Here is a 22,387-nt window from a genome sequence, read left to right on the forward strand (position 1 = left end):
TGCGGCTTCGGAGGAAAATGAACGGTGCTCCCAGTAAGAAGTAATCCGAAGTTTGATGAACACAGAACGAAGAACGTTGGAACTATTGAAACGCGCAATTATGCTTTTCTAAATTGTTCTTCGTTCGTCGTTCTAAGTTCGTCGTTTGTTTTAACGTACTCGCCCCGAAAGGGCTATGTTTGTTGTACCAAAATTCTGCCGGCGGCTGTCATTTGGCGGCTGCCGGCAAAAGTATTCAAAAAATGGGGGACTGAAATCAGTCCCCCGCTTTTGTATTCTCATACACTACGGCACGGAAAACATATAACTTTTTTAACAATCTATCGCAAAATAATTGTTTTTTCAGAAAAACAGGTTGCCATTCAATACAGTTTTGCCGTTTTTGTATATGTAGGGGCAGGAAACGTTTATATGCGTCCTGCTTGCGGGCGAACTCCTGAACGTTCGGGGACTTGCGGAAGTCTCAGACTGAAATTTCAAAATGTCAGTCAAACGAACGTTTAACTCCGCGGGGTCAGTCCGCCCCAATAAAAAATAAAAATCGCATTCGCGTTTGCGTAATCCCGTTTTCAGGGCTGCGACAAATCCGCACCTGTTCGAGGTACGACGATTGAAGCGCTGCAAAGCGTTAAACACATGCAGTAGTGGGCACCGCCCGGCTTCAAGTCCACACACGGCTCCCTCTCACAGCCTTGGGATTGTAACAAAAGCAACACAGTGCAACAAAGAAACAAACTTTCAGAAACGAACAAACGGCACACCGTCAAATTTCGGCGGCAAAGCCGTTTGTCCGCGTACCGAAATGCAAAAAACAGAAACCGCCGGAGACGCAACGATCTCCGGCGGTTTCTGTTAAACTTTACGCAAAAGAGATAACCCGTCAGCGACCAACAACGAACTGCCTGATTGAACTTTCAACCAAACTGTTCAACGAAATTTGCTCCGCCATTGCCGTTATCGCAGCCTGCTTGTGCAGTTCAGGAGAAATACGGACGTTAAAACTTCCCTTGTATGCTTTCTCAGGCGCTTTGTTCTGCGCCTCACACAACGACAAATAATCATCTACCGCAGAGTGAAAATCTTTAATCAGACCCTTTGCGTCCTTTCCCTCATACGAAATCAGCGCGCGAATACCCAGCACCTTGCCGAAAAAAACGGCATCTTCCTGTGAAAATTCCACACTGCCGACATACCCCTTATATTCCATGACGCTGCTCATATCAAACCCTCCTGCTCTAAAACATCTATCAGCTGTTTCACCTGATACATCAATAATTCCTTTCTCGGGTGCGGTTTATGCAGCAAAATCGGCGGATGCTGTTCGTTTACGAATATTACACGAGATCCGCTTGTCCTGCCCTTATTTGAACGCGCATAGCCAAAACAGCCAAGCAAAGTTTCCGCTTCCGCAAAAGTAAAATCCCTCGGCTTCTGCTTCAACCGCTCAACAAGTTTATCCTCCTGCCCCAAGATAATCACCACCTAACAACATTTATTATAAACGCTGTTTGCAAATTTGCAACCATAATTAGTTACTGCCATTTATACAAAAAACAAGCGGGGGGCTGAAATCAATCTCCCGCTTGTGTATTCTCATACGCTACGGCGCGAAATAGCTTACAAAAGATTTGCAAAAGCGCTGTAATAACCGAACCTATCTGCGGATAACCTCCGTTGCTTTTGTTTCTGTATCAGGATCCAAAATATTCAAACCTCCGCGTAAAAAACCGTGCATCTGATTGTTGTAAAACGTTGAACCAATTTTATTCGTATAACTGATTCCGTTTGTCATTTGAATGGCGAATGTGTATTATAACATTATTTTGTCAGCACGATTATGTTTTTTTTGCCTTCGTGGTCGATAGTGAAAGTTAGAGATTTGCTGTTACCCCATTTGTTGCTGATGTAGGTTTCAAGTGATTTCGTGTCCATGTTTTCAACGGATATTCCGTCTATTTCAACTATTAAATCACCTGGGAAAATTTTATCTTGTGCGGCACTTGCCGCAACTATTTCTGCCACTTTATTGTTTTCGGCAAGTCTTATGCCAAGCGCTTTTTCGCGTTCGTTGCCTGAACCTGGAAGTTGGTTAACTGCTTCATTTTTTATGATATTTTTGGGTGTGCCGTCAAGTACAGATTTCACTTCGTTAATTATCGGTATGAGGTGGTCTATTGACCTACGGCGATATGCGCCGTTGTCTCCTTCTTCTTCGGTGAAAGTCATTTTGACGTTACCGTCTCTTGCAATTGTGTTGCACCTCACAAAGCATTTTCTGCTAGCTACCCAAAATCCGTCGCCAAAGGCTTTTGTCATGACTATCCGGTAGTCAGATACATCATCAAGGTTAAAGTTTTTTCCTGTGAACACTTCAATGACTGCATCCTGTACCTGTTTGAGGCTCACATTGTTAACGGTAACGGTGTACATGGATTCGGCGTGTGCTGGCAGTGTGAAGCACAGTATTATCAGCGCTGACCTGATTAGTTTTTTCGTTGTTCTTGTTAAACTTGTTGATTTCATTCTGCTACCTCCCTGCGCCTATTTTAGGACATTTTCTATCCTTACACCCTTTAATTATACCATATATCTGCCCGTATGCACCTGTTTCATGTCTATATAAAAAATTTATTTTTTATTTTTTATTCGCCAAAACTGTAATCAATTCCCCGATTTTAAATTTTCATACGCTATAAAGTACAAGACAAATACACCTATAGACCTTTGATTCGATTCCAATAACTTCGGCTCAAATTCATTGCAGAATACCCTTCTCAAAATACACCACTCTCATATACGATTTTTGCCGTAAAATATTCTACCCGCCTCTAAATTTTTACGATAACTACAAGTCAGGGAGTACAGGGCATCTGGATGAATACAACGTTTTGCATCACTACATTGTTCATATCTTCCACAACAACCAAATGTAGCACCTGATTCAGTAAGAACTTCCGCGGCTATTTTACAAAACTCATTTGATAAGGATACTACAGCATCCATATTAGGAAGTTCAATTCTACTCATTTTATCAGTCGTATGCTGAATATTGTAATTATTAAAGTGCGTGTCATATTTTGATTTATATTCAAGCAACACATCATTTTTACGTTGTGTAATCTTTACTGCAATCAAACTTTTAGCCTTTACAGCCATATAACCTTTATTTTCTACTGCACATATGGCATCTGAAAGTAAACTGCCATTTAATTGTTGCGCAATCGTGCTTTTCAACAAATCAATGCCGCTAATGTTTTCTTCAAACTGTAAAGTCATCTGTTCCATGTTGTTTACGCTCCAATATTTCAAAAAAGGTATCTTCCATATACACAGATGTCCCATTGTTGCGAGCATCTTCAATTTTTTCATCATTTCGACTGTTGCTTCCACACAGCCCAACAATTAAAAAATCAGTAGGTGGTTTTTTCCTTATACTTTTTTCACAGACCAACGAGAATCCATATTGGTCTATACGTTTTTTTATATCCTCTTTCCTTCCTCCTGCAAAATTACCAGTTAAATAATAAGTTTTACCCTGAAGATCTGGGTTCATATTTGACGATAAGCATTTTTCCACAGTTTCTGATATTTGCGGTGTTTTTTCTACAGACGATGAACGTTTTAAAACATCATTTTCTTTAGTAACGTTATGTATGTTATTATTCGTATTTGAATGTTGTAACTTGCAATGCATCGATTTAAGAGATGTAATGTCCATGTCCAGCTTTTGTAATCTATTTATCAGAGCTTGGTATATTTTATGTGCATCTTCCGCATCTGGTTCGGCTCTATGCATTTCTTTTTCTCTAATCCCGAAAAATCTACCTAATGTTTCTACCGTATGATTTTCGACATCATCAGGCTTACGTAAGATTGCTTGTGCTAATTCACACGTATTAAAATAGCATGGATTAAATTCTATGCCAATGGCTTCTGCCGCTTTTCTTATTTTAGGAATATCAAACAAATTTTGGCCGCTATGCTCTAAAATATAATATCCCTTAACGAAATCTATAAACTTTGGAAGAAATTCCTCTATACAAGGCGCATCTTGAAGTTCTGAATTGCCAATTCTGTTTATTTTGAATGGTGTGCTAGATCTATCTATATCTGTCTTCGGCTTAATCAGACTAGATAAACGCCCAATCTCTGCACCATTGTGGACTTTTATTGCGGCAATTTCAATAATCTCACCTTTTTGGTTAGTTTCAATATCAATCGCACAATAATCAGTATGTATATCATAAAACGTAACGTTCGTTATGCTATTATTAGAAACCATATTCTCAACACCTCGCATATCTATAGAGATTTTGCTGCATCTATCAATAACATTCTTTTAGGTTAGCTAAAGATTTTTTCTCCGTCCGACTAGACAATCTCTTTCAACACTACCATTACAAACTTCTTCGCCCTACGCTATATATTCTCTCACAATTCCCCGATTTTGTCTCGTCATTTTACAAATTGCAAAAAAAACCAGGCTGAAATTTGTTCAGCCCGTTGGGATTATTTCAGTTTTCCAGTTGTTTCAATTACGTTTGTGATAAGTTCTTTGAAGTCTGCTGCGTTCTGTTGTGTCAGTACAGCTTTGCCCGTGCGTTTTTCAAGTGCCTGACGCGCTATTCCCGCAACTTCCCCTCCCTGTTGCGCAGCTTTTACGCTTTCTTCAAAGTTTTCAGGCTTTTCCGCCGCCGAGATGTCTTTTGTGGAGGTTTCGGCAAGCAGATTGAGTATCAGTTCTGTCGTTGTCATGTTGTCGCGCAGGTTTTCTTTTTTCAGTCCTTTGAAGTTTTTGTACTGCCTCGTTGTCATTCCCGACCACGCTTTGCTGATTTCGTCCGTAAGTATCGCGTATTCTGCTCCCTGTTTTATGCCTCTTTCGCGCCATTCCGCGGTAAGCTCGTTGCGGACTCGTATCGCAAGCACGCGTTGGTGTATCCAGTCTTCGCTGTATCCTTTTTTGAGATATGTTTCAAGCGCTCTGTCTATTGCAATTTCAGGGTCTATTGTTTCGTCTATTCTTTCTTTGCCGACCTCTGCAAGCCATAATTTGAACGGTTCTGCTTTTTTTGAGGGTATTGACTGAATAATACGCAAAAGCTGTTTGGTGTCCGCAACGTCTGTAAGGCGCATTTTTCCGTCAGGTGCCATCATTTTGAAAGCGTGACAATTTGTCACGGTTTCATTTCCTTCCCGTTTTAGACGTTGTTTAAGTTTTCTCCAGTATGCCGCGGAATCTGCGCTTTCTGTTAGCACGCTGACCACGTCAACTATGGAGAAGTACCATTCTTCTTTGTTTTCGTCCCATGCAGTTCTGATTTTTCTGTTTTCAAAAAGCTGTACCGTGTTTTTCGTCATTGCAGTATCTCCTTTGCAGTTCGGCTGCTTCGTTTCTTTCGTTTATATTATCGCAGTTCAAGCAAAAAATGTCATTTTGAAAATGACATTTTTTGAAAATTTTGTGGTATGCTGCCCAGCCCCAGCACAAAAAAACGGGCTGAAATTGTCATTCAGCCCGTTGGATTTTATTGGGTAATTTCAGCCGGTGGCATTTTGCCGCCAACTCATTATTTGTCATGCGCTTTCAAATTACAGTCTGATTGAGTGCCATTCGTCGCCTTTGAAGCGGCGGATAAAGCAGACGCTGCGGAATATCCAGTCAAGCTGCATTGCAATCCATACGCCTATGACTCCCATGCCAAACCAGCGCGCAAGCACGTAGCTGCCTCCGACTCTCGCAAGCCACATGGAAACTGAGGATATTATCAGGCAGTATTTGACGTCGTTTGCGGAACGGAGCGCGTTCGGCAGTACAAAGGAGGGCGTGTAGGTGAAGAATGTGCCTATGCCGTGTATCGCCGTTATTATCAATGCGAGTTTGTTTGCTTCGGCGGAGACGTTGTATATTTTAAGCACCGGCCAGCTCAGCGCAAAGACAAGCAGCGTGGCAAGGCTGCAGTACACCGTGCTCATTTTCATCAGCCGTTTCGTGTAGAAACGCACCTGCTCAATGTCAGCCGCGCCTGCACAGCGCGAAACAACCGTTACCATTGCGAGGCTGAGCGCTATTCCGGGCAGCACCTGATACAGTCCGAAGTTGTTGCCTATCGCGTTTGCGGCTATGGATGCCGTTCCGAATTCCGCGACGAGCGAGAGCAGGATAATTTTGCCGAAGTTGAACATAAAGCTTTCAAAACCGTTCGGCACCCCTATGTAAAGAATGTTGTAGAGCATTTTTCTTTCTATTACGAAGCGGAACGGCAGAGAGATGTGCAGCGTTCTGTGCTGTCTGAGCAGGTAACGCAGGCATATAACGGCGCCTGCCATGCGTGAAACGAGCGTCGGAATCGCAACTCCGGCTGTTCCCATTTTAAAGCCGTAGACAAGCAGCGCATTGCCGAAGAGGTTTATGACGTTCATTACTACCGAAATCCTGAGCGACAGTTTCGAGTCGCTCTGGGCGCGGAAAACGGCAAATGCCGTGAGGAAGCAGGTCATAAAGGGTACCGATGCGGAGGTTATAAGCAGGTACACGTCCGCCGACGAGCGGACGGCAGGCGTTATTTTTCCGAAGACGGAGTCAAGCAGGAAACTTCGCGAGGCGTACAGGAAGAGCGTAACCGCAAGCCCTGCCAAAGCTGTGACGATAAGCAGCTGGTTGACCGAGCGGCAGGCTTTCTGTTTGTTGTCCATGCCGAGATACTGACCGGCGACAACCGCCCCGCCCGCCGCCAAAGCGGCAAACATCTGCTGAATAAGTATAAATATGCTGTCTACAAGCGAAACGCCCGAAACCGCCGCTTCACCGGCATAGGAGACCATGATGGAGTCCAGCATGCCTACGGTTACGCCGAGCAGCTGTTCTAAAATAAGCGGAATGACAAGATTCCGTATGTCACGTTTTGAAAAAAGGTAGCCCTGCGGGATTGAGTCTTCCAAAAACAGCGTCATCTGTGCCACTCCCCCCTTCGTCTGTTTTTCTCAATGTCTGCATTATAGTCCAAAAACTTTGCCGCGAAATCGTATTTTTTACTTATTTTTTGGGAAAATTCTGCCTCCGCGTTTGAAAATTTTACCGAAATGGGTTAATATATCATTGTACGGACTGTTGCCATCCGCGCCGCACAGCGTGTCCGCAAAACCAGAACAGCCAGGGTGAAATTATGTCAGATACCGAAACATCAGAAATCAAGTTCTCCGCCGGCGAAATCGTTTTATACCGCCGTTACGGAGTGTGCAGAGTCAGTTCCACAGAAGAACGGACTTTCGGGGATTCGCAGAAGCTTTACTATACGCTTGAACCTGTTTTCGTTGCCAAGACAACAAAGTTTTACGTCCCTGCAGACGCAGACGGTCTGGATCTGCTGATACGCAGGATTTTTGACGAAAAACAGCTCACAGCTGCCGTGAACTGCGCAAAAGATGAACCGCTGCAGTGGATAGACAGCGCCAAGGAGCGGCTTGCCAGCTTTGAAGAGCTGATGAAGACAGGCACTCTTGCCGATATGGTGCGTCTTGCACGGGCGCTCAGGGAACATAAGCTGCGTCAGAAAAAATTGGGCAGACACTTTATTGACTGTGACAGAAGAATTCTTGCCGCGGCTGAGAAGCTTGCTTCCGACGAACTGGTTTATGTTCTCGGAATAGACAGGGACGAAGCGTTTGACAGGATATACGATTAGAAAAAAGACAGCAAAATATCCCCCGTTTCGGGGGATATTTTTATTTTAGGGCAGTTTTATTCCGTTATATTTCCAAATATTTTGATTATATCCTGTGTTTTTAGCAGTCTGCCGGCAGAAACAAGTTTTTCGTTGATTACAAGCCCCGGCATTGACATTGCACCGTAGCCGACTATCTTTTTCATGTCTGTTTCAAAGCCGGGCTGAATTTCAAGTCCGAGGGCTGAAACTGCTTCTTTCACGCGTTCAAGCAGCGTGTGGCAGTTTGTGCAGCCGTCAGCACCGAGTACGGTGATGCTTTTAATTTTTCCCGACACCGCCTCGGATACCGTTTCCGCTGCTTTTTCGCATGAACAGCAGCACGACGGCTCATTTTTCTTTCCAAGTTTAAATCCGAACATATCAGTCACTCCTTTTGTATGAATTTATAGTTCTGTCTTTTTCAAAGCGTTAGCATAAAGAGGGTATGAACTTTGCAAATAAAAACAAACCTTCTTTTCCGGCCTTTACTTCATGTGGTACCTTTTCAGGCATTATAGAAATCACTCCCATTTCATACTTAATTTCCACACCATTGTTTATACAAATCCCATCTCCAGCAATAACTTCATGTGTCTCAAGCTGTGTCTCATGAGTATGGTTGTCAATTGCCTTGCCTGGTGCAATTCTTACAAGGTGATAACTAAATTTTCCATTGGTATCCTTAGCTGTAACAATATGCTTAAGTTCAACACCTTCGAATGTGGGATGCTTTGACCAATTAATATGATCAAAAGCTGCTTCACCCCCAACAAGTACCAATCTTCCTTTGTTAAATGCCTCAAACACTTCACTACTCATAATATTGTCCTCCCTTTATTTGAGTGTAGACCAACTTTACGATGGTTCTAATTATTTGCCTTGGATATAATTGCGGAATTAATATATTCTTTAGGAGAAATTCCTACTTGTCTCTTAAACACTCGGCAGAGATGGCTTTGATCGTAAAATCCAAGTGCCGTTGCAACATCAACTACTTTCATTCCGTAAAGTAATAATTCTTGCGCTTTTCTAATTCGGCACTGTAACTGAAATTTATGCGGAGTCAAGCCATTTTCTTCTGAAAATTTTCTAATCATATGATACTTGCTTATATGAACTTTTTCAGACATTTGTGCAATATTTATGTCAACTTCTGGATTTCCAATAATATGCTTTCTTATTATGTCCAAATCTCTTTCAATATCATCCTCTCGAGGAACACAAATGCTTATCATAGAATATCTATCTGAAATAGGTTCTATAGAATGAGGTAAATTCAGTGCTACAGAAAACACTTCACCTTCACAACAAATAAAATCTTCATGGTCAATAATAATCTTTACTGTTCCTTTTGTGACAATACCTAGTATGTAATGTCCGGTATGTGTATGTTCTGGATATGAAATGTTTACCTCTTCAAAACTTACTGTTTCCATTGTTGTCGATATATCTTTTATGAATTCTAGTTTATTCATTTATGTTTCCCTTACTTGTAAAATTGGATTTGTCAAAAAAAGTGCAGTTAAAATGCGAGGTAAAGCATGTATATTCCGGTTATCAAAATTGCAAAACCGGCAGCACAGTTGAACAGCTTTGAAAACGTTTTGTAACGGCTGCTTGCGCTGAGCTTCTGTGCAAAACCGAGCGAGGTGCCTGCAAGCACCGCCAGAAAGCCGTGTCCCAGCGCGTAAAACAGCATAAGCACCGTTCCGCGCACAATACTGCCTTCCGCCGCAATTACCGACAAAAGCGCTATCAGCACTGGCGTAGAGCAGGGTGAGGAGAATATTCCGGCAAGAATTCCGGCGGCAAACGCCCCCGCACAGCCCGTCAGCCTGCTTTTTGAAACCAGGTTGAGCGAGGGGATAAAATTTGCAATTCCCCAGATCTGAAACGCCATCGCAAACATGAGCAGCGCAAGAAATATCAGCCAGCCGCGCGAATAAATGCCGAGCAGTTTTCCGGCAGACACGGCTATTAACGCCATAATGACAAAGGAAACGGCGCTTCCGAGCGCGAAAACGAGCGAAAGCAGCAGTGCTTTTCTGCCGTTTCTTTCCGCAGTGCCGCCGACGTACGCGATTATAAGCGGAATTGAGGGCAGCGAGCACGGCATAAGCGAGGCAAGCACCCCGGCAAAAAGCGCCGAGACCGGAGCAAGCCACGCATTTGCCGAAACAGTTTCCGCAAGCCGTTCAAGCAGGGCTTCCATTATTTCACGCCAAGCTCCTTAAGAATTTCATCAAAGTCCGCTTCGGAAAGTCCTCCCTGGTGCGCGGTAAGCGCATGCTTTCCGTCTTTGCCTTCGTACATGAGAAATTTGAATTTCTTTGCCAGTTTTTCGGACGGTACAAAGGGCTTTCCTTCCGCAGTGAAGAAGAACTGCGTGGGTATGACCTGAAGCGGCATATCGCCCGCCGCTTTGCGGTGTTTCCAGACATCGGCAAATTTGATGAACGCCCTGCCTTTGTATTTTGCGTTCGTTTTCTCAAGCGCAGGGTACATTTTTCTGCAGGGTCCGCAGCCTTCAGAGCCGTAATCGGCAATAACGGGCAGTCCCGTTTTCAGCAGTTTTTCAAAGTTCAGCGCTTCTTTCGTTTCAAGCGAGAAATCGTAAGCCGGTTTCTCTGCCGCAAAGATGCTTCCGCAGAAATATCCGGCCATAAGCGCAGTTAAAATTATCGCGTAAAACGTTTTCTTCATTCTCTCATCTCCTATAAAAGTTTTTGAACAGCGTTGAAAATGTATCCGGAGGCAATAATTCCGATTGTGCATATCGCAACGAAAACAGCCAGCAGCTTGGGCTTTACAGCCTTGCGCAGCATAATGAGCGAAGGCAGGGAAAGCGTCGTAACCGCCATCATAAAGGAAAGCACAACACCGAGCAATGCCCCTTTGGCAAGCAGGGCTTCGGCAATCGGAATTGTGCCGAATACGTCGGCATACATCGGAATACCGACAAGCGCCGCCAGAATTACGCCGAACGGATTTCTGCTGCCGAGAAGCCGTACTACAAATTCTTCCGGAATCCAGTTGTGGATAAAGGCGCCGATCGCAACCCCCGCCAGAACGTACGGCAAAAGTCTTTTTGCCGTTGCGGACGTCTGCTCCGCGGCGAAATCAAGCCTGTCCGAAAAACGCAGCTCTGCCTGAGCAGTTTCAAAGATTTTTGCGTTGCGTATGCAGTCCTCCACTTCGTTTTCAAGCTTCAGAAATCCCATAAGGGCACCTCCGCAGACTGCGATGACAAGCCCTGAAAGCACGTACAGAAGCGAGATTTTCCAGCCGAAAACCGAGGCAAGCAGAACCAGCGAGCCCAAATCAACCATCGGCGAAGAAATCAGGAACGAAAAGGTGACGGACAACGGCAGTCCGGCGCTTGTAAAGCCTATGAAAATCGGGATGGACGAGCAGGAGCAGAACGGCGTAACCGTGCCGAGCAGAGCCGCGCAGAGGCTTGCCGTAAAACCGCCGAAACGGCTTAATATCCGTCTGCTTCTTTCAGGCGGAAAATAGCTCTGTATGAGCGAGATAACGAAAATCAGCGTGCAGAGAAGAAGCAGAATTTTTATGCTGTCGTAAACAAAAAAGCGCAGACTGCCGCCAAGCCGTCCGCTTACGTCAATCCCGCAGACGGCAAGCAGACGCGCGGCAAGCGCGTCCAGCCACTCCATTTTAAGCAGCTGATTTTGGATAAAAAGCCACATATTTATTCCCCCTCAAACGTATCGAGTATTGCGCGCGCCGCTTCAAATCCTTCGCGCGCCAGCGAATAGTGCATCCATTTGCCCTTCTTGCATCCGTTCACAACACCTGAATCGCAAAGGATTTTCATGTGGTGCGAAAGCGTAGGCTGAGATATCTGAAGCTCTTCAAGCAGTTTGCAGGCGCACTTTTCGCCGTCTGTCAGCTGCCGTAAAATTTTTACCCTGTTTTCGTCACAGAAAGCCTTGAATACCTCTGCCATCCTTTTGTCGTCTGTCATCTCTTTCAGTCCTTTCAAATTATCGTATGGTTTATTATATTGATATATTGCCATTTGTCAATATATTATTTTACTGATCTTTCTCTCTGTCTTTTATCTTATAAGCTATAATTGAACACGGAAAACCGGAGGCGGTTTAAATGAAAATCATAAGACGCTTTGCCGCGGCACTCATATTACTTATTATTCTATGCACAGCTGCTTTCAGCGGCGAAAAAAGCAAAGATATTGTTATACTGTACACAAACGACGTTCACAGCGCCGTTGACACCAACATAGGCTATGCCGGAATTACGGCAATGAAAAAAGAGCTCAGGGAGCAGAACAAGTACGTCCTTCTCGTGGACAGCGGCGACATCATACAGGGCGATCCTCTCTGCACCCTTTCAAAAGGCACGGACATTGTCGATATATTCAATCGTGCAGGTTACGATTACATGACGCTCGGCAATCATGAATTTGACTACGGACTCGAACAGCTTTCAAATTTTCTGGACAGGCTGAACGTGCAGTGCCTAAACTGCAACATAACGTACTCCGGAACAAAAACAAACGCGCTGGCAAAAACAAAGCCGTACGCAATAAAACAGCTCGGCGGCAAAAAGCTTGCCTTTATCGGCGTTACGACGCCGGATACGTACACTTCAACAAGACCCGTTTTCTTCAAAGAAAACGGCAAAACCGTCTACAGCTTCTTCGGCGGAAGACGCGCGTCGGTCGAAGGGCTTGCAAAAACCGTTCAGGAATACGTCAACGAATGCCGGCGGAAGGGCGCGGATTACGTTATAGTGCTTTCCCATCTCGGCGACAGCGAAAGCAAATTCAACTCACGCCTGCTGATTCGGAACAGTTACGGCATAGACGTTGTGCTTGACGGACACGACCACCACGTTATTCCGCATGAAATCTGCAAAAACAGGGACAACAAAGACGTGCTGCTGACCTCGACAGGAACACGTTTTGCAAACGCCGGAAAACTCACGTTAACGCCGGAAGGAAAATTCAGTTCGGAGCTTGTCAGCAGTTACGCAGGCAAAGACAGTGGCGTTGCTGGTTATATCGCCGCGCTGCGCAAAAAGCTGGAAGAACGTCTTTCAAAAAAGATCGGACATACTGCCTTTGAACTTTCCGACAAAGACGACGGCGGAATAAGACTTGTAAGAAACCGCGAAACAGGGCTCGGCAATCTCTGCGCCGACGCTCTGAGAGCCGCCGGCAACACGGACATGGCAGTTGTGAACGGCGGAGGCATACGAAATCCAATTCCCGCCGGAGACGTAACGCTCAATACGTTGTTTCGCGTTTTTCCGTTTGACGGCCGAGTCTGCGCGGTAAAAATCAGCGGAAAAACCCTGCTTGACGTGCTTGAGTTTTCCTGCAGCCAAATGAAAAAGGAATACAAAAAAGACGGCAGTGCTGCCGGTGAATTCGGCGGCTTTCTGAGCGTTTCGGGAGTCAGTTTTTGCGTTGACCTTTCTGTTCCATCACCTGTTATCGCAGACGAGGACAGAACTTTCAGGGAAATATCGGGCAAAAGACGCGTGTACAACGTATGGCTCACAGACAAAAGCGGCAGAAAAATCAGAAAACTGGACGAAAACGGCGAATACAGCATGGCTGGCACCGACTATCTGCTGTCAGGCGGAGGAAACGGCTACTCAATGCTTGCAAACTGCACACCTCTCCCCTGTGAGATCATGAGCGACTGCGATGCTTTGAAAAAATACATGACAGAAACTCTCGGCGGCGAAATTCCTAAACGCTATAAGACTCCCGAAGACAGAATTAAGATAACGTACGGCAGGGAATAAATCTCAGACGTACTGTTATACCGAAAATACAGAATTTTTTACACGCCGCCTATGCGGCGCTTTTTATTTCCCCCAAAAAAAGAACAGGCAATTCTGCGCTGCAAAAACAGGTAAAAATACTGAGGTGCAAAAATAAAAACTTTGTACAATTGTTCACAGACAGAGAGAAAGTTACCAGCATCTCTCCTTGACATATATCCCCCTTAATGGACAGACAGCGGCTTGCACCGCTGTCTGTTTTGTCTTATATTAAATGTTCCGTATAAATAATTTGGGCAGTTTTGTATACTATTAATTCTTTAATAGCTGTAATATTGCTTTTGTTTGCACCTCTATGCCGAGAGGTATGCAGCTTTCATTTGCGTTAAATTTTGCGTTGTGTATCGGGGCATTGTATTTCCCTTCATACCCGCATCCAAGATGCCAGAAACAGCTCGGCCTTGCCTGAGCGAAGTAGGCAAAATCTTCTGTGCCTAGGCTCGGAGTCTTTTCCTGCGTAACCTTGTCTGCTCCGAATACCTCTTTGGCAGCGCCGTGCACCACACTGACAACCGTATCGTCATTTGTAAGCGCCGTGTAGCTCGGGCGCAGTTCAAGCTCGGCTTCCCCGCCGTATGCCTGCGCAACACCTTCCGCAACTGCTTTGACACGCTCACGCAGTCTCATTCTCGTTTCTTCAGAAAGCGAGCGAAGTATTCCAACAAGCTCAGCTTCTGCCGGAATGACGTTGCCTGCGGTTCCGGCGGTAAATTTGCCTACCGTTACCACCCCTGCCTCGTAAGGCGCAAGGTTTCTGCTGGAAATGCTCTGCAGCGCCGTAACAATCTGCGAGGCCAGAACTATCGTATCCACCCCGCTGTCAGGGTGTGCTCCGTGGCAGCCTTTCCCACGTACGCGAAGTGTAAATTCGTCAGACGCCGCCATCATCTGTCCGTATTTAAAGCCGGCTTCACCGGCAAGATATCCGGGCTCAACATGCAGCCCTACAATCTGTTTCACGTACGGGTTTTCAAGCACACCTGCTTTTATCATTCTGTCAGCTCCGCCTGTCGTCTCTTCCGCAGGCTGGAAGAAGAATTTGACTGTTCCGCCGAGTTCGTTTTCGTGCTGTTTCAGGAGCATGGCTATACCAAGTACAATTGACGCGTGCATATCGTGCCCGCAGGCATGCATGCAGCCTTTGTTTTCCGATGCAAAATCCACCCCGCTGTCCTCCGTTACCGGCAGCGCGTCTATGTCAGCGCGTACACCGACACAGGGTTCGCCGCCTGTACCCACCTGTGCGCAGACTGCGGTGCCGTCAAGCAAAACGTCATATTTGACGCCGTATTTGTCAAGCTGCTTCGTAATGCGCAGAACCGTTTCCTGTTCGCTTCCGCTCTGCGACGGATGACGGTGCACGTCTCTGCGGAAAGCAATAATTTCAGGCAAAAGTTTCTGTATTTCTTCTCTCATTTTTAACAACTCCCTGTTTAGCAGCCGACCATTGTCTGCCGGCCGTCAGCTTTAATTCTTTTTATTTTTCCGGCTAATTGCTGACGGCGTACAGCCAAAAGCTGCATGTCTATTCGTCCAGCATAAGCTCTTCCGGATGCTCCGAAAGTTTTTCTATTCTTTCCCTTTCTATTTCGCTGATGGTTTTCTTAGGAACACTCATGTTTTCGGGCATTGTACCGCCAACCTTTTCTATCGCAGCGCGCACCTCTTTGCCGACAATATAATGTATCTCGTTCGCCAGCTGCAAATCCGACACGTTTTCCTTTTTCAGCTTCTCTTCCGTCTGCGTTATGCGGAAAAGATTTGCCGCAAGCTCGGCGCTTTCCATGAAATCAAGGATTTTTTCGTCCTCTTTCAGTCCTTTTTTCTCATGTATCTGGTCAACGGTCATGCCGCCGTAAAGCCCCATGTATCCTGAGTTCTGGAATATTTTGTAGTCGTCTCCGGAAAGAACTCCCGCCTTGTGTGCGGCTTCCGCAAGCATCCTGTTCCAGACGCGTATATCGCCGCGCACTGCGAGCCTCTTTTTGTCCTCGTCCAGCTGGTTAAAGATTTCGGCAACCTCCGTGCGGCGCGTCTGAATGGCAAAATAGGTCTGTCCGCAGGCAATAACTTCCTTTTTCGGGTCGCCGTTCTGGACGATAAGATAACAGGCGTAGCGAGACAGCTCGTAATCGTTGATTTCCTTAGTTGCCACGCCGGTTTTTACAATTTTGTTGACCTCAACAAAATTGTCGGAAAGCGGGCTTTTGCTGTTTATGCAGGCTATCATGGCACGGTCAATAACCTTGGAAAAATTGCGCCATTCCTTATATTCAAGCGCTGCGGAAAGCTCGCGCGCCGACCAGAATTCGCTCCCGTCTTCCCTTGTATGTTTTATTCCGTCAAAGGTGACGTATTCTTTTGCCTGAAGATTTGCCATAAACACACCCCCGAATCTTTTCACGGACATTATACAACATATCGGGGCAGGAAAAACAGCAGGATATTCAATGCAAAAGCAGAGGCAAAATGCAAAACAGTTTTTTCTCCAATATATACATTTCATTGGATCTATAATCATTTGGGCAGTTTATATATAGCAATATTATATATTATATAATATTTACATAAACATTGCCCCTCATTTGCAACACTCGTTTTCGTCTGCGGAACAAATCGCTGTGCGGCGCATCGCGCGCACGTTTATTCATTATATGCCCGCAAATCAAGAAACAGCACTGTTTCCAGCGGTTTGCGCATTATCATCCCCGTCCGCGTTTCTTTGTATATTGTTAATTGGGCAGTTTTATATATGTAACAACATACATAAAACTTGATGTTTGTATATTTTATGTTTGCTTCAAAAACACGTGGATTTTCTTCCGGCTCCTGATTTGAAAACCCTACAAGTCCCCCTTTTCTTCACGCTCTCTTTTCGCAAAAAACGCTAAAACGTTAATTTTTCCGTTAAATTCAGCATTTTTCCTGTTTTGTGGTAGAATTTACTGTGTCTGTATACTATAGATAAGGAGGGGCTTCCATGAACATGCCGAAGTTGCTGTCAACGCGCACCGCTGCTGTGTTTGTGCTTGTTCTGGCAGTCTGCTCAGCCTCAGTTTTTGCCCTGTCCAAAGTTAATTTTCTTGAAAAAACTGCCATGAACTATGCCAAGCCTATGCTTGAAAAAAAACTCAACGCAGATATGGCGTCTTCTCCGTTCTCCGGCAACCCCGTTACCGGTTTCCGCGCTGCAGACGTAGTACTGAGCCGCAGCGGCGAAGAGCTTGTAACCATAAAGAACCTTAAAATCACTCTTTCTGTCAGCGATTCAATATACAAACACACGCCGAAACTGAAGCTTGAAGCAAGCGGCATACAGACCAGCGTTGACAAATTCAACAGGCTTATACCGCATAGTGATTCTCCGGAACCAAGCAGCATAATCATCAGCGAAGCCGTTATTAACGACTCCAGGCTTGATACCGAATTCGGCGTGCTGCAGTTTGACAACAGTTCAGTCCGCATAGGAAACAGTCAGACGTATAGTCTGGATATTAACGCAAAAATAGAAGATATTGCTGTATTTTCCCTGAAAGGCGGCGTCGAAAAACGCAAAGGAAACTGGACTGCAGATTCTCTCAAACTGAGACTGGACGACGGCTCCGCCTTTGTTGACGGCGCAGTTTATCCTGTTCCAGATGCAAAAATTTCAGCGGAAAAGCTTAATCTGAGCAAAATTGCCGCTGTATTTCCCGAAGTGCGCCGTTTCGGCGTCCGCGGAATTCTGACTTCCGACCTTACGTTCAAGGGCACAGGCAGACAGCTCGAAACTGCAGGCAGTATGTCGCTGACAAACGCTCTGATACACGGCATTCCTCTTGAAGCGCTTACTGCACGCTGGACGTACGGGAATGAAATGCTTGACGCAGTTTTCAACGAAGAAAAGCTTGCAAATTCAGCTCTGACCGGAATGCTTAAATTTGACGGCAGGAAAGGAAAACAGTCTCTTGAGGCAGACCTTTTCACACAAAAGCTGCACCTCGCTACGCTGACGGAACAGTTTAAAGACCAGCTTGGCGGCATAAAAACGCTGCCGCAGGGAACAATTTCGGGAGCCAAAGTAAAACTCAAAGGACCTCTTACGGCACTCACGGGCAGCATTGAACTGCTGCCGTCCGACATAAATTACGGCGGGTTTGCTTTTAAAAACCTGAAAGGCTCTGCCGTATTTGACGGAAAAGCTCGCGGCAAAGTCGACTTTTCAACTCTGCACAACGGCAGGCCGCTGACGCTGACTGGAGTCCTCGCTTTTGCGGACAACGTCCAGAACGATCTCAAATTTTCTACCGCCGGCTTCCGTCTGGAAGAATTGTACAACATCATTCCCGCTTTGAAAAAAGCGAACGTCAAAGGCACTGTTTCCACAGACGCCTCTTTGACAGGCACCATCAGCAAGCTGAAACTCAACGCAAAGCTTTCCTCGGAACGGCTTACCGCTGACAAGCTTGGCACAATCTCCGCTGTAAGGCTGGACGGAAACTATCTTCCAGGCAGCGGAAACTTTGAACTGAGCAGTTTTTCTGCCGTCTGGAACGGGGCAAAACTGAACACTTCAGGCACACTGGACAACACTAAACAGAAACCCGTGCTGAATTTTTCCGGCCGTATCAGCGATTTTCAGACAGAACGCTTCTATCCGCTGCTCAGCTTCATGGACAACATCAACCTGAAAACAAGCTTAAACGCAGACTTCAAAGCAGGCGGTTCTCTTTCCGACATTCAGGCGGACGCGCGGCTGACATCCGGTGCCGGTACTCTCATGAAAGGGCTTGAGCTGCATTCTGCCTCAGCAGAACTGCATTACAAAGACAATAAAATCATCGTTGACCCTCTTACGCTGGTCACTTCGTGCGGCATTCTGAAGTCACGCGCAGAGTCAATTGTCAAAGGCGGTACTAACTGGAGCTGGGAGGCTGACGTCGACCGTCTGAGAATGCGCGTTATAAACGGGCTTTTCGGCATGCATGAAGACATTAAAGGAATTATGTCAGGCAAAATAAAGCTTTACAGCATAGGCCAGGGGATGCACTGGACAGGAGATTTTAAAGATTCGGCATTCCTCTGGAGAACGTTCCGCTTCGACTCATTTACAGGAACCGCAAACGGCACCAAAGACCTCGTCAATCTGGATGACATAAAGTTTGAAATATGCGGCGGCAAAGGTATCGCAAAGGGTCAGGTTACCATAGGCAAAACGCTTTCCACATCTATGCTCGACGTAAATCTGAAAACTGACGGAATAAACATTTACGAAGTCACCCGCAGACACCTGCCGAAAGTACATAATATCCAGGGCCTTGTAGCCGGCAGCTGCAAAGTGACAGGAAGCATTGCGGAGCCTGTCTTCAAAGGTGTTGTCAAGCTTTCGCCGCTGCGCGTCAGCACAGCTTACATTCCGGAACTGACGGCAGCCGGTGAAGGCAGTCTGTCGCATATTTTCTGTAAAAAAATCCGTATTTCTCTGCCGGAAGGAAGCGCAAAAGGTAGCGCTTCGCTGCAGAAGACGGAAAATAACTGGCACTGCAAAGCAAAACTTGACGGCAGCGGAATAGACGTAAAGAAACTGCTCCGCTTTACCTCTGACAGCGTAAAATCAATGCTTGACGGCAAAATTGACGCAAACGTCGAATTTGACTGTCCGCTGAACGAATTTATGGCAAAAGGCACTCTGACAACAGACATGTTCCGCATTAAGGGTCTGCAGTTTGAGAAAGTTAAGGCCCCCTTCTACTTTGCAGACGGTTATTTTGTAGTTGAAGATCTGGCATGCGCGACAAACAGCGGCACTGTTTCAGGAGGTCTGGCTTACAATACGGCAACAAACCGCTGGGGTGCAACCTGCGACGTCAGCAACCTGGACATTGAAAAAGCATGCAAAGACATTTTCAAAAATTCCAAGGGCAAAATTACAGGCAAAGGTGCAATGAAAATACGCATCGGCGGCTATGCGTTCAATTTGGGAAGCCTTATGGCAGCGGGAACCATTCAGGCAACAGACGGGGAAATCGCCGGCTTCAAATTTGTTGACGCCGCAAAGAAATTTACAAAGAACAAACCTCTGCGCTACAAAAAACTGCAGACAACTTTCCGCTACGACAACGAAACCTTGATTTTCCTGCCGGGAACTCAGGCTATAGCGCCGGACGGAGATCCTGTCTACAGAGTGGCAATGGCGGACGGATATATTACGCGCAAAGGCGACATGTCCGTTACCTGCCTGGGAAAATTCAACATCCGCGCACTGAATTCCCTGCTCGGAGGAATCAGCGGACTTATGGACATGAGCCGCACAATAACCACTCAGGGCATAAACAACATCGACACGAAAGAACTGCTGCAGAGTGTTCTCGGCGGGGTCTTGGGCGGCGCCACACGTTCGTCATTCCGCTTCGTTTCTCTCGGCTTAGGCGGAAACATCAGCTCTCCGAAACTGACAAAACTGGTTGTTGAATCCGACGCCAGAAAAAAACACCAGGGCTCAACAATACCAACGTCAAACAGCGACCCTGACGAAAGAAGAATACGGCAGGACGGCGACTTTACTTTTAAGCTTCATTTTGAAATACCGGTAGGCTACGGCAAAAGCTCCGAATCGGCAGATTTGCCGGGGCAGTTTATGCAGGACACGCTGAAAAGCCTTATTTCAAACATAACCTTCTAAGCAGGTGGAAATTATGGATACAGGAATTACTCTGATACTGGGCGGCGCAAGAAGCGGAAAATCAACCTTTGCGGAACAGCTCGCCAGAAATTCGGGCACTGCGGTTACCTATCTGGCAACTGCCGACGTCTGCGACAAAGAAATGGAAGAACGCGTCCGCATGCACAGAGAGCGCAGGCCGAAAGAATGGAACACGTGGGAAGGCTCGCCTGAAGAACTTCCCGAAGCTGTTGCAAAAATGGAAGGCACACTCATTCTGGACTGCCTGACAATGTGGCTGACACGGCTTATGTTTGCCACGAACGCAGCCGAAAACGGCACGGAAGAAGAATGGCATGCGCGCGAACAGGAAATAAGGCAGCTGACGGAAGCACTTTGCAGCTCCGCAGGAAAAAATACACACCTTATTATCGTCAGCAACGAAGTCGGCTTTGGAATAGTGCCCGAAAACAGGCTCGCCAGACGTTTCCGCGATATGCAGGGACGCATCAACCAGCTTGTCGCAAGCCGCGCGAAAAACGCAGCACTCATCGTTGCCGGCTACCCGCTGTGGGTAAAAACCGGAAAATAAAGCAGACACTCGGCTTACTTTTGAAAGGACAAACGGGCATGGAAGAAACGAAAGACAAAAAACGCTGCGGTTTTAAAGACAGATTTGCGCTGATTTGGGCGCTGGAAACGCGTTTTCCTCTGCCGGAAAGCTGGTGGCCGAAAGAAACTGTCCCAGGCAGCAAATATGTTGCCCTGATTCCGCTTGCCGGAGGAATTCTCGGAGTTCTGACAGCACTTCTTGTCTGTATTTTGTCCCACTATATCAGCCCGTATGCAGCGGCATGGCTCGGAGCAATGTTTTACGCGCTTGTCGGCTGGGGAATTCATCTGGACGGCTGGGCAGACGTGTGGGACGGAATAGGCTCCGGCAAAAGCGGCGAAGAGCTGCACGCTGTGATAAAAGACACGAAAACAGGCGCTTTTGCCATTATCGGAATTGTTCTTGCGCTCGGCACATGGACATCGCTTGCGGCTTACATACCGATTGAAAAACGCTTCTCCGCCATCGTTCTGGCGGCAGTCTGCGGACGCTTTGCTGAAGCATCCGCCTGCTATTTCGGGAAATATCCGTGGGAAAACGGACTTGTTGACTGCGTTGCGGCTTTTGACGGCGGAGATTTTGCACTGGCACTGCTCTGCATAGTTCCTTTCGCGTTCTTTGCGCTTGATTACTGCGCAATGTCCGCAATGCTCTGTTTTGTCATCGGGGCAATGGGCGCCTCGTACATGAACAAAAAAATGGGCGGCACCAACGGAGACGTACTCGGCGCCGTTGAAATTCTCGGCGAACTTGCAACGCTTCTGGTGTTTGCCGCATGAAGCCGAAACTTATTGCCGCAGACGTTGACGGCACCCTGCTGAACAGCGCCGGAGAGCTTACGGAACGCACCGTCTCTGCGCTGCGCGAAGCCGAAAAACAGGGCATCAGAACGATGCTGGCAACAGGACGCATGTGCTGTTCAGGGCTTGTCTTAGCAAGAAAATTAGGCATGACGGCACCCTGCGTCTTTTACAATGGTTCCATAATTATGAACCCTGTTACGGAAGAAATATACTTCAGGCAGGAGCTTGATGCCGGTCTTGTATCCCGTGTTTTGGCATATTACAGAAAAAAAGGCTGGTATATTCAGAAATACGTGAACGACACTCTCTGCGTTGTTGACAGCAGCGACGAACGAACGCAGTATTACACTGCAATCACCAAAGTAACCGCGGTTTCGCTCGGGGAAAAATTCTGGACGGAACCTTCTGTGTCAACCAAACTGCTGGTATGCGCCAAAGAAACAGAAGACTGCGCGCCCATGTTTGAAGAAACAAAACGGGTTTTCGGCAGCGAGCTTTACGTTGTAGGTTCGTGGAAACGCATATTTGAACTGGTGCATCCGAACGTCAACAAGGCGCGTGCAGTGGCACAGGCTGCTGAAATTCTCGGCATCACACAGGAAGATACCATATGTTTCGGCGATTCAGGAAACGACAACGAAATGCTCCGCTGGGCAGGACTGGGAGTCGCAATGGGAAATTCGGGCGAAGAGACAAAACGCGCCGCAGACGCTGTTGCGGACACAAACGACAGAGACGGACTCGCAAAATTTGTCGAGAGTCTGTTAGCGTAAAATAAAATACGAGGTGG

At 46.4% G+C, this 22,387-nt stretch carries 22 protein-coding genes; 6 read left to right on the forward strand and 16 right to left on the reverse strand.

Annotation, left to right across the window (positions count from 1 at the left end):
* Positions 1-880: 880 nt before the first annotated feature.
* From KBS54_06550 to KBS54_06580, 7 genes are all read right to left on the reverse strand, one after another.
* Positions 881-1,219: a type II toxin-antitoxin system HicB family antitoxin gene (locus tag KBS54_06550; protein ID MBQ0055784.1), complete on the reverse strand. Its 339-nt coding sequence runs from the start codon at positions 1,217-1,219 to the stop codon at positions 881-883.
* Entirely contained in the window at positions 1,216-1,470 is a 255-nt protein-coding gene (locus KBS54_06555; GenBank protein ID MBQ0055785.1) for a type II toxin-antitoxin system HicA family toxin, read from the reverse strand. The genes KBS54_06550 and KBS54_06555 overlap by 4 nt, the downstream gene beginning before the upstream one ends.
* 348 nt (positions 1,471-1,818) lie before the next feature.
* The gene (locus tag KBS54_06560; GenBank protein MBQ0055786.1) at positions 1,819-2,523 is read right to left on the reverse strand and encodes a PDZ domain-containing protein; all 705 of its coding nucleotides are present in this window, start codon (positions 2,521-2,523) and stop codon (positions 1,819-1,821) included.
* 267 nt (positions 2,524-2,790) lie between these two features.
* Complete coding sequence (locus tag KBS54_06565; protein ID MBQ0055787.1) at positions 2,791-3,285, reverse strand: hypothetical protein; 495 nt, start codon at positions 3,283-3,285, stop codon at positions 2,791-2,793.
* Positions 3,260-4,300, reverse strand: a complete 1,041-nt coding sequence (locus KBS54_06570) for a hypothetical protein (GenBank protein ID MBQ0055788.1) — start codon at positions 4,298-4,300, stop codon at positions 3,260-3,262. The genes KBS54_06565 and KBS54_06570 overlap by 26 nt, the downstream gene beginning before the upstream one ends.
* Positions 4,301-4,509: 209 nt before the next feature.
* On the reverse strand, positions 4,510-5,361 hold the full coding sequence (locus KBS54_06575) for a Bro-N domain-containing protein (protein ID MBQ0055789.1): 852 nt from the start codon (positions 5,359-5,361) through the stop codon (positions 4,510-4,512).
* A 231-nt stretch (positions 5,362-5,592) separates the two neighbouring features.
* On the reverse strand, positions 5,593-6,954 hold the full coding sequence (locus tag KBS54_06580) for an MATE family efflux transporter (protein ID MBQ0055790.1): 1,362 nt from the start codon (positions 6,952-6,954) through the stop codon (positions 5,593-5,595).
* Positions 6,955-7,166: 212 nt separating this feature from the next.
* On the opposite strand from KBS54_06580, the gene KBS54_06585 reads away from it, so the two are divergent.
* The gene (locus KBS54_06585) at positions 7,167-7,685 is read left to right on the forward strand and encodes a hypothetical protein (GenBank protein ID MBQ0055791.1); all 519 of its coding nucleotides are present in this window, start codon (positions 7,167-7,169) and stop codon (positions 7,683-7,685) included.
* Positions 7,686-7,741: 56 nt separating this feature from the next.
* On the opposite strand, the gene KBS54_06590 is transcribed toward KBS54_06585, so the two are convergent.
* Genes KBS54_06590 through KBS54_06620 form a run of 7 tightly spaced genes read right to left on the reverse strand, consistent with a single transcriptional unit; the run spans position 7,742 to position 11,673 of the window.
* Positions 7,742-8,086, reverse strand: a complete 345-nt coding sequence (locus KBS54_06590) for a thioredoxin family protein (protein MBQ0055792.1) — start codon at positions 8,084-8,086, stop codon at positions 7,742-7,744.
* 49 nt (positions 8,087-8,135) lie between these two features.
* Positions 8,136-8,525 (reverse strand): hypothetical protein, encoded by a 390-nt coding sequence (locus KBS54_06595; protein MBQ0055793.1) that lies wholly within the window; start codon positions 8,523-8,525, stop codon positions 8,136-8,138.
* Between the two features lie 47 nt (positions 8,526-8,572).
* Positions 8,573-9,181, reverse strand: coding sequence for an AraC family transcriptional regulator (locus KBS54_06600; GenBank protein ID MBQ0055794.1), 609 nt, complete (start codon positions 9,179-9,181; stop codon positions 8,573-8,575).
* Between the two features lie 47 nt (positions 9,182-9,228).
* Positions 9,229-9,918, reverse strand: coding sequence for a sulfite exporter TauE/SafE family protein (locus tag KBS54_06605; protein ID MBQ0055795.1), 690 nt, complete (start codon positions 9,916-9,918; stop codon positions 9,229-9,231).
* Positions 9,918-10,409, reverse strand: a complete 492-nt coding sequence (locus KBS54_06610) for a thioredoxin family protein (protein MBQ0055796.1) — start codon at positions 10,407-10,409, stop codon at positions 9,918-9,920. The genes KBS54_06605 and KBS54_06610 overlap by 1 nt, the downstream gene beginning before the upstream one ends.
* Before the next feature lie 11 nt (positions 10,410-10,420).
* A complete protein-coding gene (locus KBS54_06615) occupies positions 10,421-11,413 on the reverse strand; it encodes a permease (protein MBQ0055797.1) in 993 nt (330 codons plus the stop codon).
* Between the two features lie 2 nt (positions 11,414-11,415).
* On the reverse strand, positions 11,416-11,673 hold the full coding sequence (locus tag KBS54_06620; GenBank protein MBQ0055798.1) for a winged helix-turn-helix transcriptional regulator: 258 nt from the start codon (positions 11,671-11,673) through the stop codon (positions 11,416-11,418).
* Between the two features lie 158 nt (positions 11,674-11,831).
* On the opposite strand from KBS54_06620, the gene KBS54_06625 reads away from it, so the two are divergent.
* Entirely contained in the window at positions 11,832-13,502 is a 1,671-nt protein-coding gene (locus KBS54_06625; protein MBQ0055799.1) for a bifunctional metallophosphatase/5'-nucleotidase, read from the forward strand.
* Positions 13,503-13,793: 291 nt separating this feature from the next.
* Here the strand turns inward: KBS54_06625 and KBS54_06630 are convergent, their stop codons facing one another.
* Together KBS54_06630 and dinD are read right to left on the reverse strand one after the other, a co-directional pair.
* Positions 13,794-14,957 carry an amidohydrolase gene (locus KBS54_06630; protein MBQ0055800.1) on the reverse strand — a complete coding sequence of 388 codons (1,164 nt, stop codon included), beginning with the start codon at positions 14,955-14,957 and terminating at the stop codon, positions 13,794-13,796.
* Between the two features lie 109 nt (positions 14,958-15,066).
* Positions 15,067-15,921, reverse strand: a complete 855-nt coding sequence (gene dinD, locus KBS54_06635) for a DNA damage-inducible protein D (GenBank protein ID MBQ0055801.1) — start codon at positions 15,919-15,921, stop codon at positions 15,067-15,069.
* A 600-nt stretch (positions 15,922-16,521) separates the two neighbouring features.
* Here dinD and KBS54_06640 point away from each other — a divergent pair.
* Genes KBS54_06640 through KBS54_06655 form a run of 4 tightly spaced genes read left to right on the forward strand, consistent with a single transcriptional unit; the run spans position 16,522 to position 22,370 of the window.
* Positions 16,522-20,202: a hypothetical protein gene (locus KBS54_06640; GenBank protein ID MBQ0055802.1), complete on the forward strand. Its 3,681-nt coding sequence runs from the start codon at positions 16,522-16,524 to the stop codon at positions 20,200-20,202.
* A gap of 13 nt (positions 20,203-20,215) precedes the next feature.
* Positions 20,216-20,773 (forward strand): bifunctional adenosylcobinamide kinase/adenosylcobinamide-phosphate guanylyltransferase, encoded by a 558-nt coding sequence (cobU, locus tag KBS54_06645; protein ID MBQ0055803.1) that lies wholly within the window; start codon positions 20,216-20,218, stop codon positions 20,771-20,773.
* Between the two features lie 38 nt (positions 20,774-20,811).
* Entirely contained in the window at positions 20,812-21,573 is a 762-nt protein-coding gene (locus KBS54_06650; GenBank protein MBQ0055804.1) for an adenosylcobinamide-GDP ribazoletransferase, read from the forward strand.
* Positions 21,570-22,370, forward strand: a complete 801-nt coding sequence (locus tag KBS54_06655; GenBank protein ID MBQ0055805.1) for an HAD family phosphatase — start codon at positions 21,570-21,572, stop codon at positions 22,368-22,370. Before KBS54_06650 ends, KBS54_06655 begins: the two co-directional genes overlap by 4 nt.
* The last annotated feature ends 17 nt before the right edge of the window (positions 22,371-22,387 follow it).

Source organism: Candidatus Equadaptatus faecalis (genome assembly GCA_018065065.1).
Classification (GTDB): Bacteria; Synergistota; Synergistia; order Synergistales; family Synergistaceae; genus Equadaptatus; species Equadaptatus faecalis.

What these genes read in the sequence shown, in the direction of transcription:
- KBS54_06600 (MBQ0055794.1), bottom strand. Translation starts at nt 9,181, where the DNA reads ATGAATAAACTAGAATTCATAAAAGATATATCGACAACAATGGAAACA.
- KBS54_06610 (MBQ0055796.1), bottom strand. Translation starts at nt 10,409, where the DNA reads ATGAAGAAAACGTTTTACGCGATAATTTTAACTGCGCTTATGGCCGGA.
- KBS54_06585 (MBQ0055791.1), top strand. Translation starts at nt 7,167, where the DNA reads ATGTCAGATACCGAAACATCAGAAATCAAGTTCTCCGCCGGCGAAATC.
- KBS54_06590 (MBQ0055792.1), bottom strand. Translation starts at nt 8,086, where the DNA reads ATGTTCGGATTTAAACTTGGAAAGAAAAATGAGCCGTCGTGCTGCTGT.
- KBS54_06640 (MBQ0055802.1), top strand. Translation starts at nt 16,522, where the DNA reads ATGAACATGCCGAAGTTGCTGTCAACGCGCACCGCTGCTGTGTTTGTG.
- KBS54_06625 (MBQ0055799.1), top strand. Translation starts at nt 11,832, where the DNA reads ATGAAAATCATAAGACGCTTTGCCGCGGCACTCATATTACTTATTATT.
- KBS54_06650 (MBQ0055804.1), top strand. Translation starts at nt 20,812, where the DNA reads ATGGAAGAAACGAAAGACAAAAAACGCTGCGGTTTTAAAGACAGATTT.
- KBS54_06655 (MBQ0055805.1), top strand. Translation starts at nt 21,570, where the DNA reads ATGAAGCCGAAACTTATTGCCGCAGACGTTGACGGCACCCTGCTGAAC.
- KBS54_06595 (MBQ0055793.1), bottom strand. Translation starts at nt 8,525, where the DNA reads ATGAGTAGTGAAGTGTTTGAGGCATTTAACAAAGGAAGATTGGTACTT.
- KBS54_06565 (MBQ0055787.1), bottom strand. Translation starts at nt 3,285, where the DNA reads ATGGAACAGATGACTTTACAGTTTGAAGAAAACATTAGCGGCATTGAT.
- cobU (MBQ0055803.1), top strand. Translation starts at nt 20,216, where the DNA reads ATGGATACAGGAATTACTCTGATACTGGGCGGCGCAAGAAGCGGAAAA.
- KBS54_06615 (MBQ0055797.1), bottom strand. Translation starts at nt 11,413, where the DNA reads ATGTGGCTTTTTATCCAAAATCAGCTGCTTAAAATGGAGTGGCTGGAC.
- KBS54_06580 (MBQ0055790.1), bottom strand. Translation starts at nt 6,954, where the DNA reads ATGACGCTGTTTTTGGAAGACTCAATCCCGCAGGGCTACCTTTTTTCA.
- KBS54_06620 (MBQ0055798.1), bottom strand. Translation starts at nt 11,673, where the DNA reads ATGGCAGAGGTATTCAAGGCTTTCTGTGACGAAAACAGGGTAAAAATT.
- KBS54_06550 (MBQ0055784.1), bottom strand. Translation starts at nt 1,219, where the DNA reads ATGAGCAGCGTCATGGAATATAAGGGGTATGTCGGCAGTGTGGAATTT.
- KBS54_06560 (MBQ0055786.1), bottom strand. Translation starts at nt 2,523, where the DNA reads ATGAAATCAACAAGTTTAACAAGAACAACGAAAAAACTAATCAGGTCA.
- KBS54_06575 (MBQ0055789.1), bottom strand. Translation starts at nt 5,361, where the DNA reads ATGACGAAAAACACGGTACAGCTTTTTGAAAACAGAAAAATCAGAACT.
- KBS54_06605 (MBQ0055795.1), bottom strand. Translation starts at nt 9,918, where the DNA reads ATGGAAGCCCTGCTTGAACGGCTTGCGGAAACTGTTTCGGCAAATGCG.
- KBS54_06570 (MBQ0055788.1), bottom strand. Translation starts at nt 4,300, where the DNA reads ATGCGAGGTGTTGAGAATATGGTTTCTAATAATAGCATAACGAACGTT.
- dinD (MBQ0055801.1), bottom strand. Translation starts at nt 15,921, where the DNA reads ATGGCAAATCTTCAGGCAAAAGAATACGTCACCTTTGACGGAATAAAA.
- KBS54_06630 (MBQ0055800.1), bottom strand. Translation starts at nt 14,957, where the DNA reads ATGAGAGAAGAAATACAGAAACTTTTGCCTGAAATTATTGCTTTCCGC.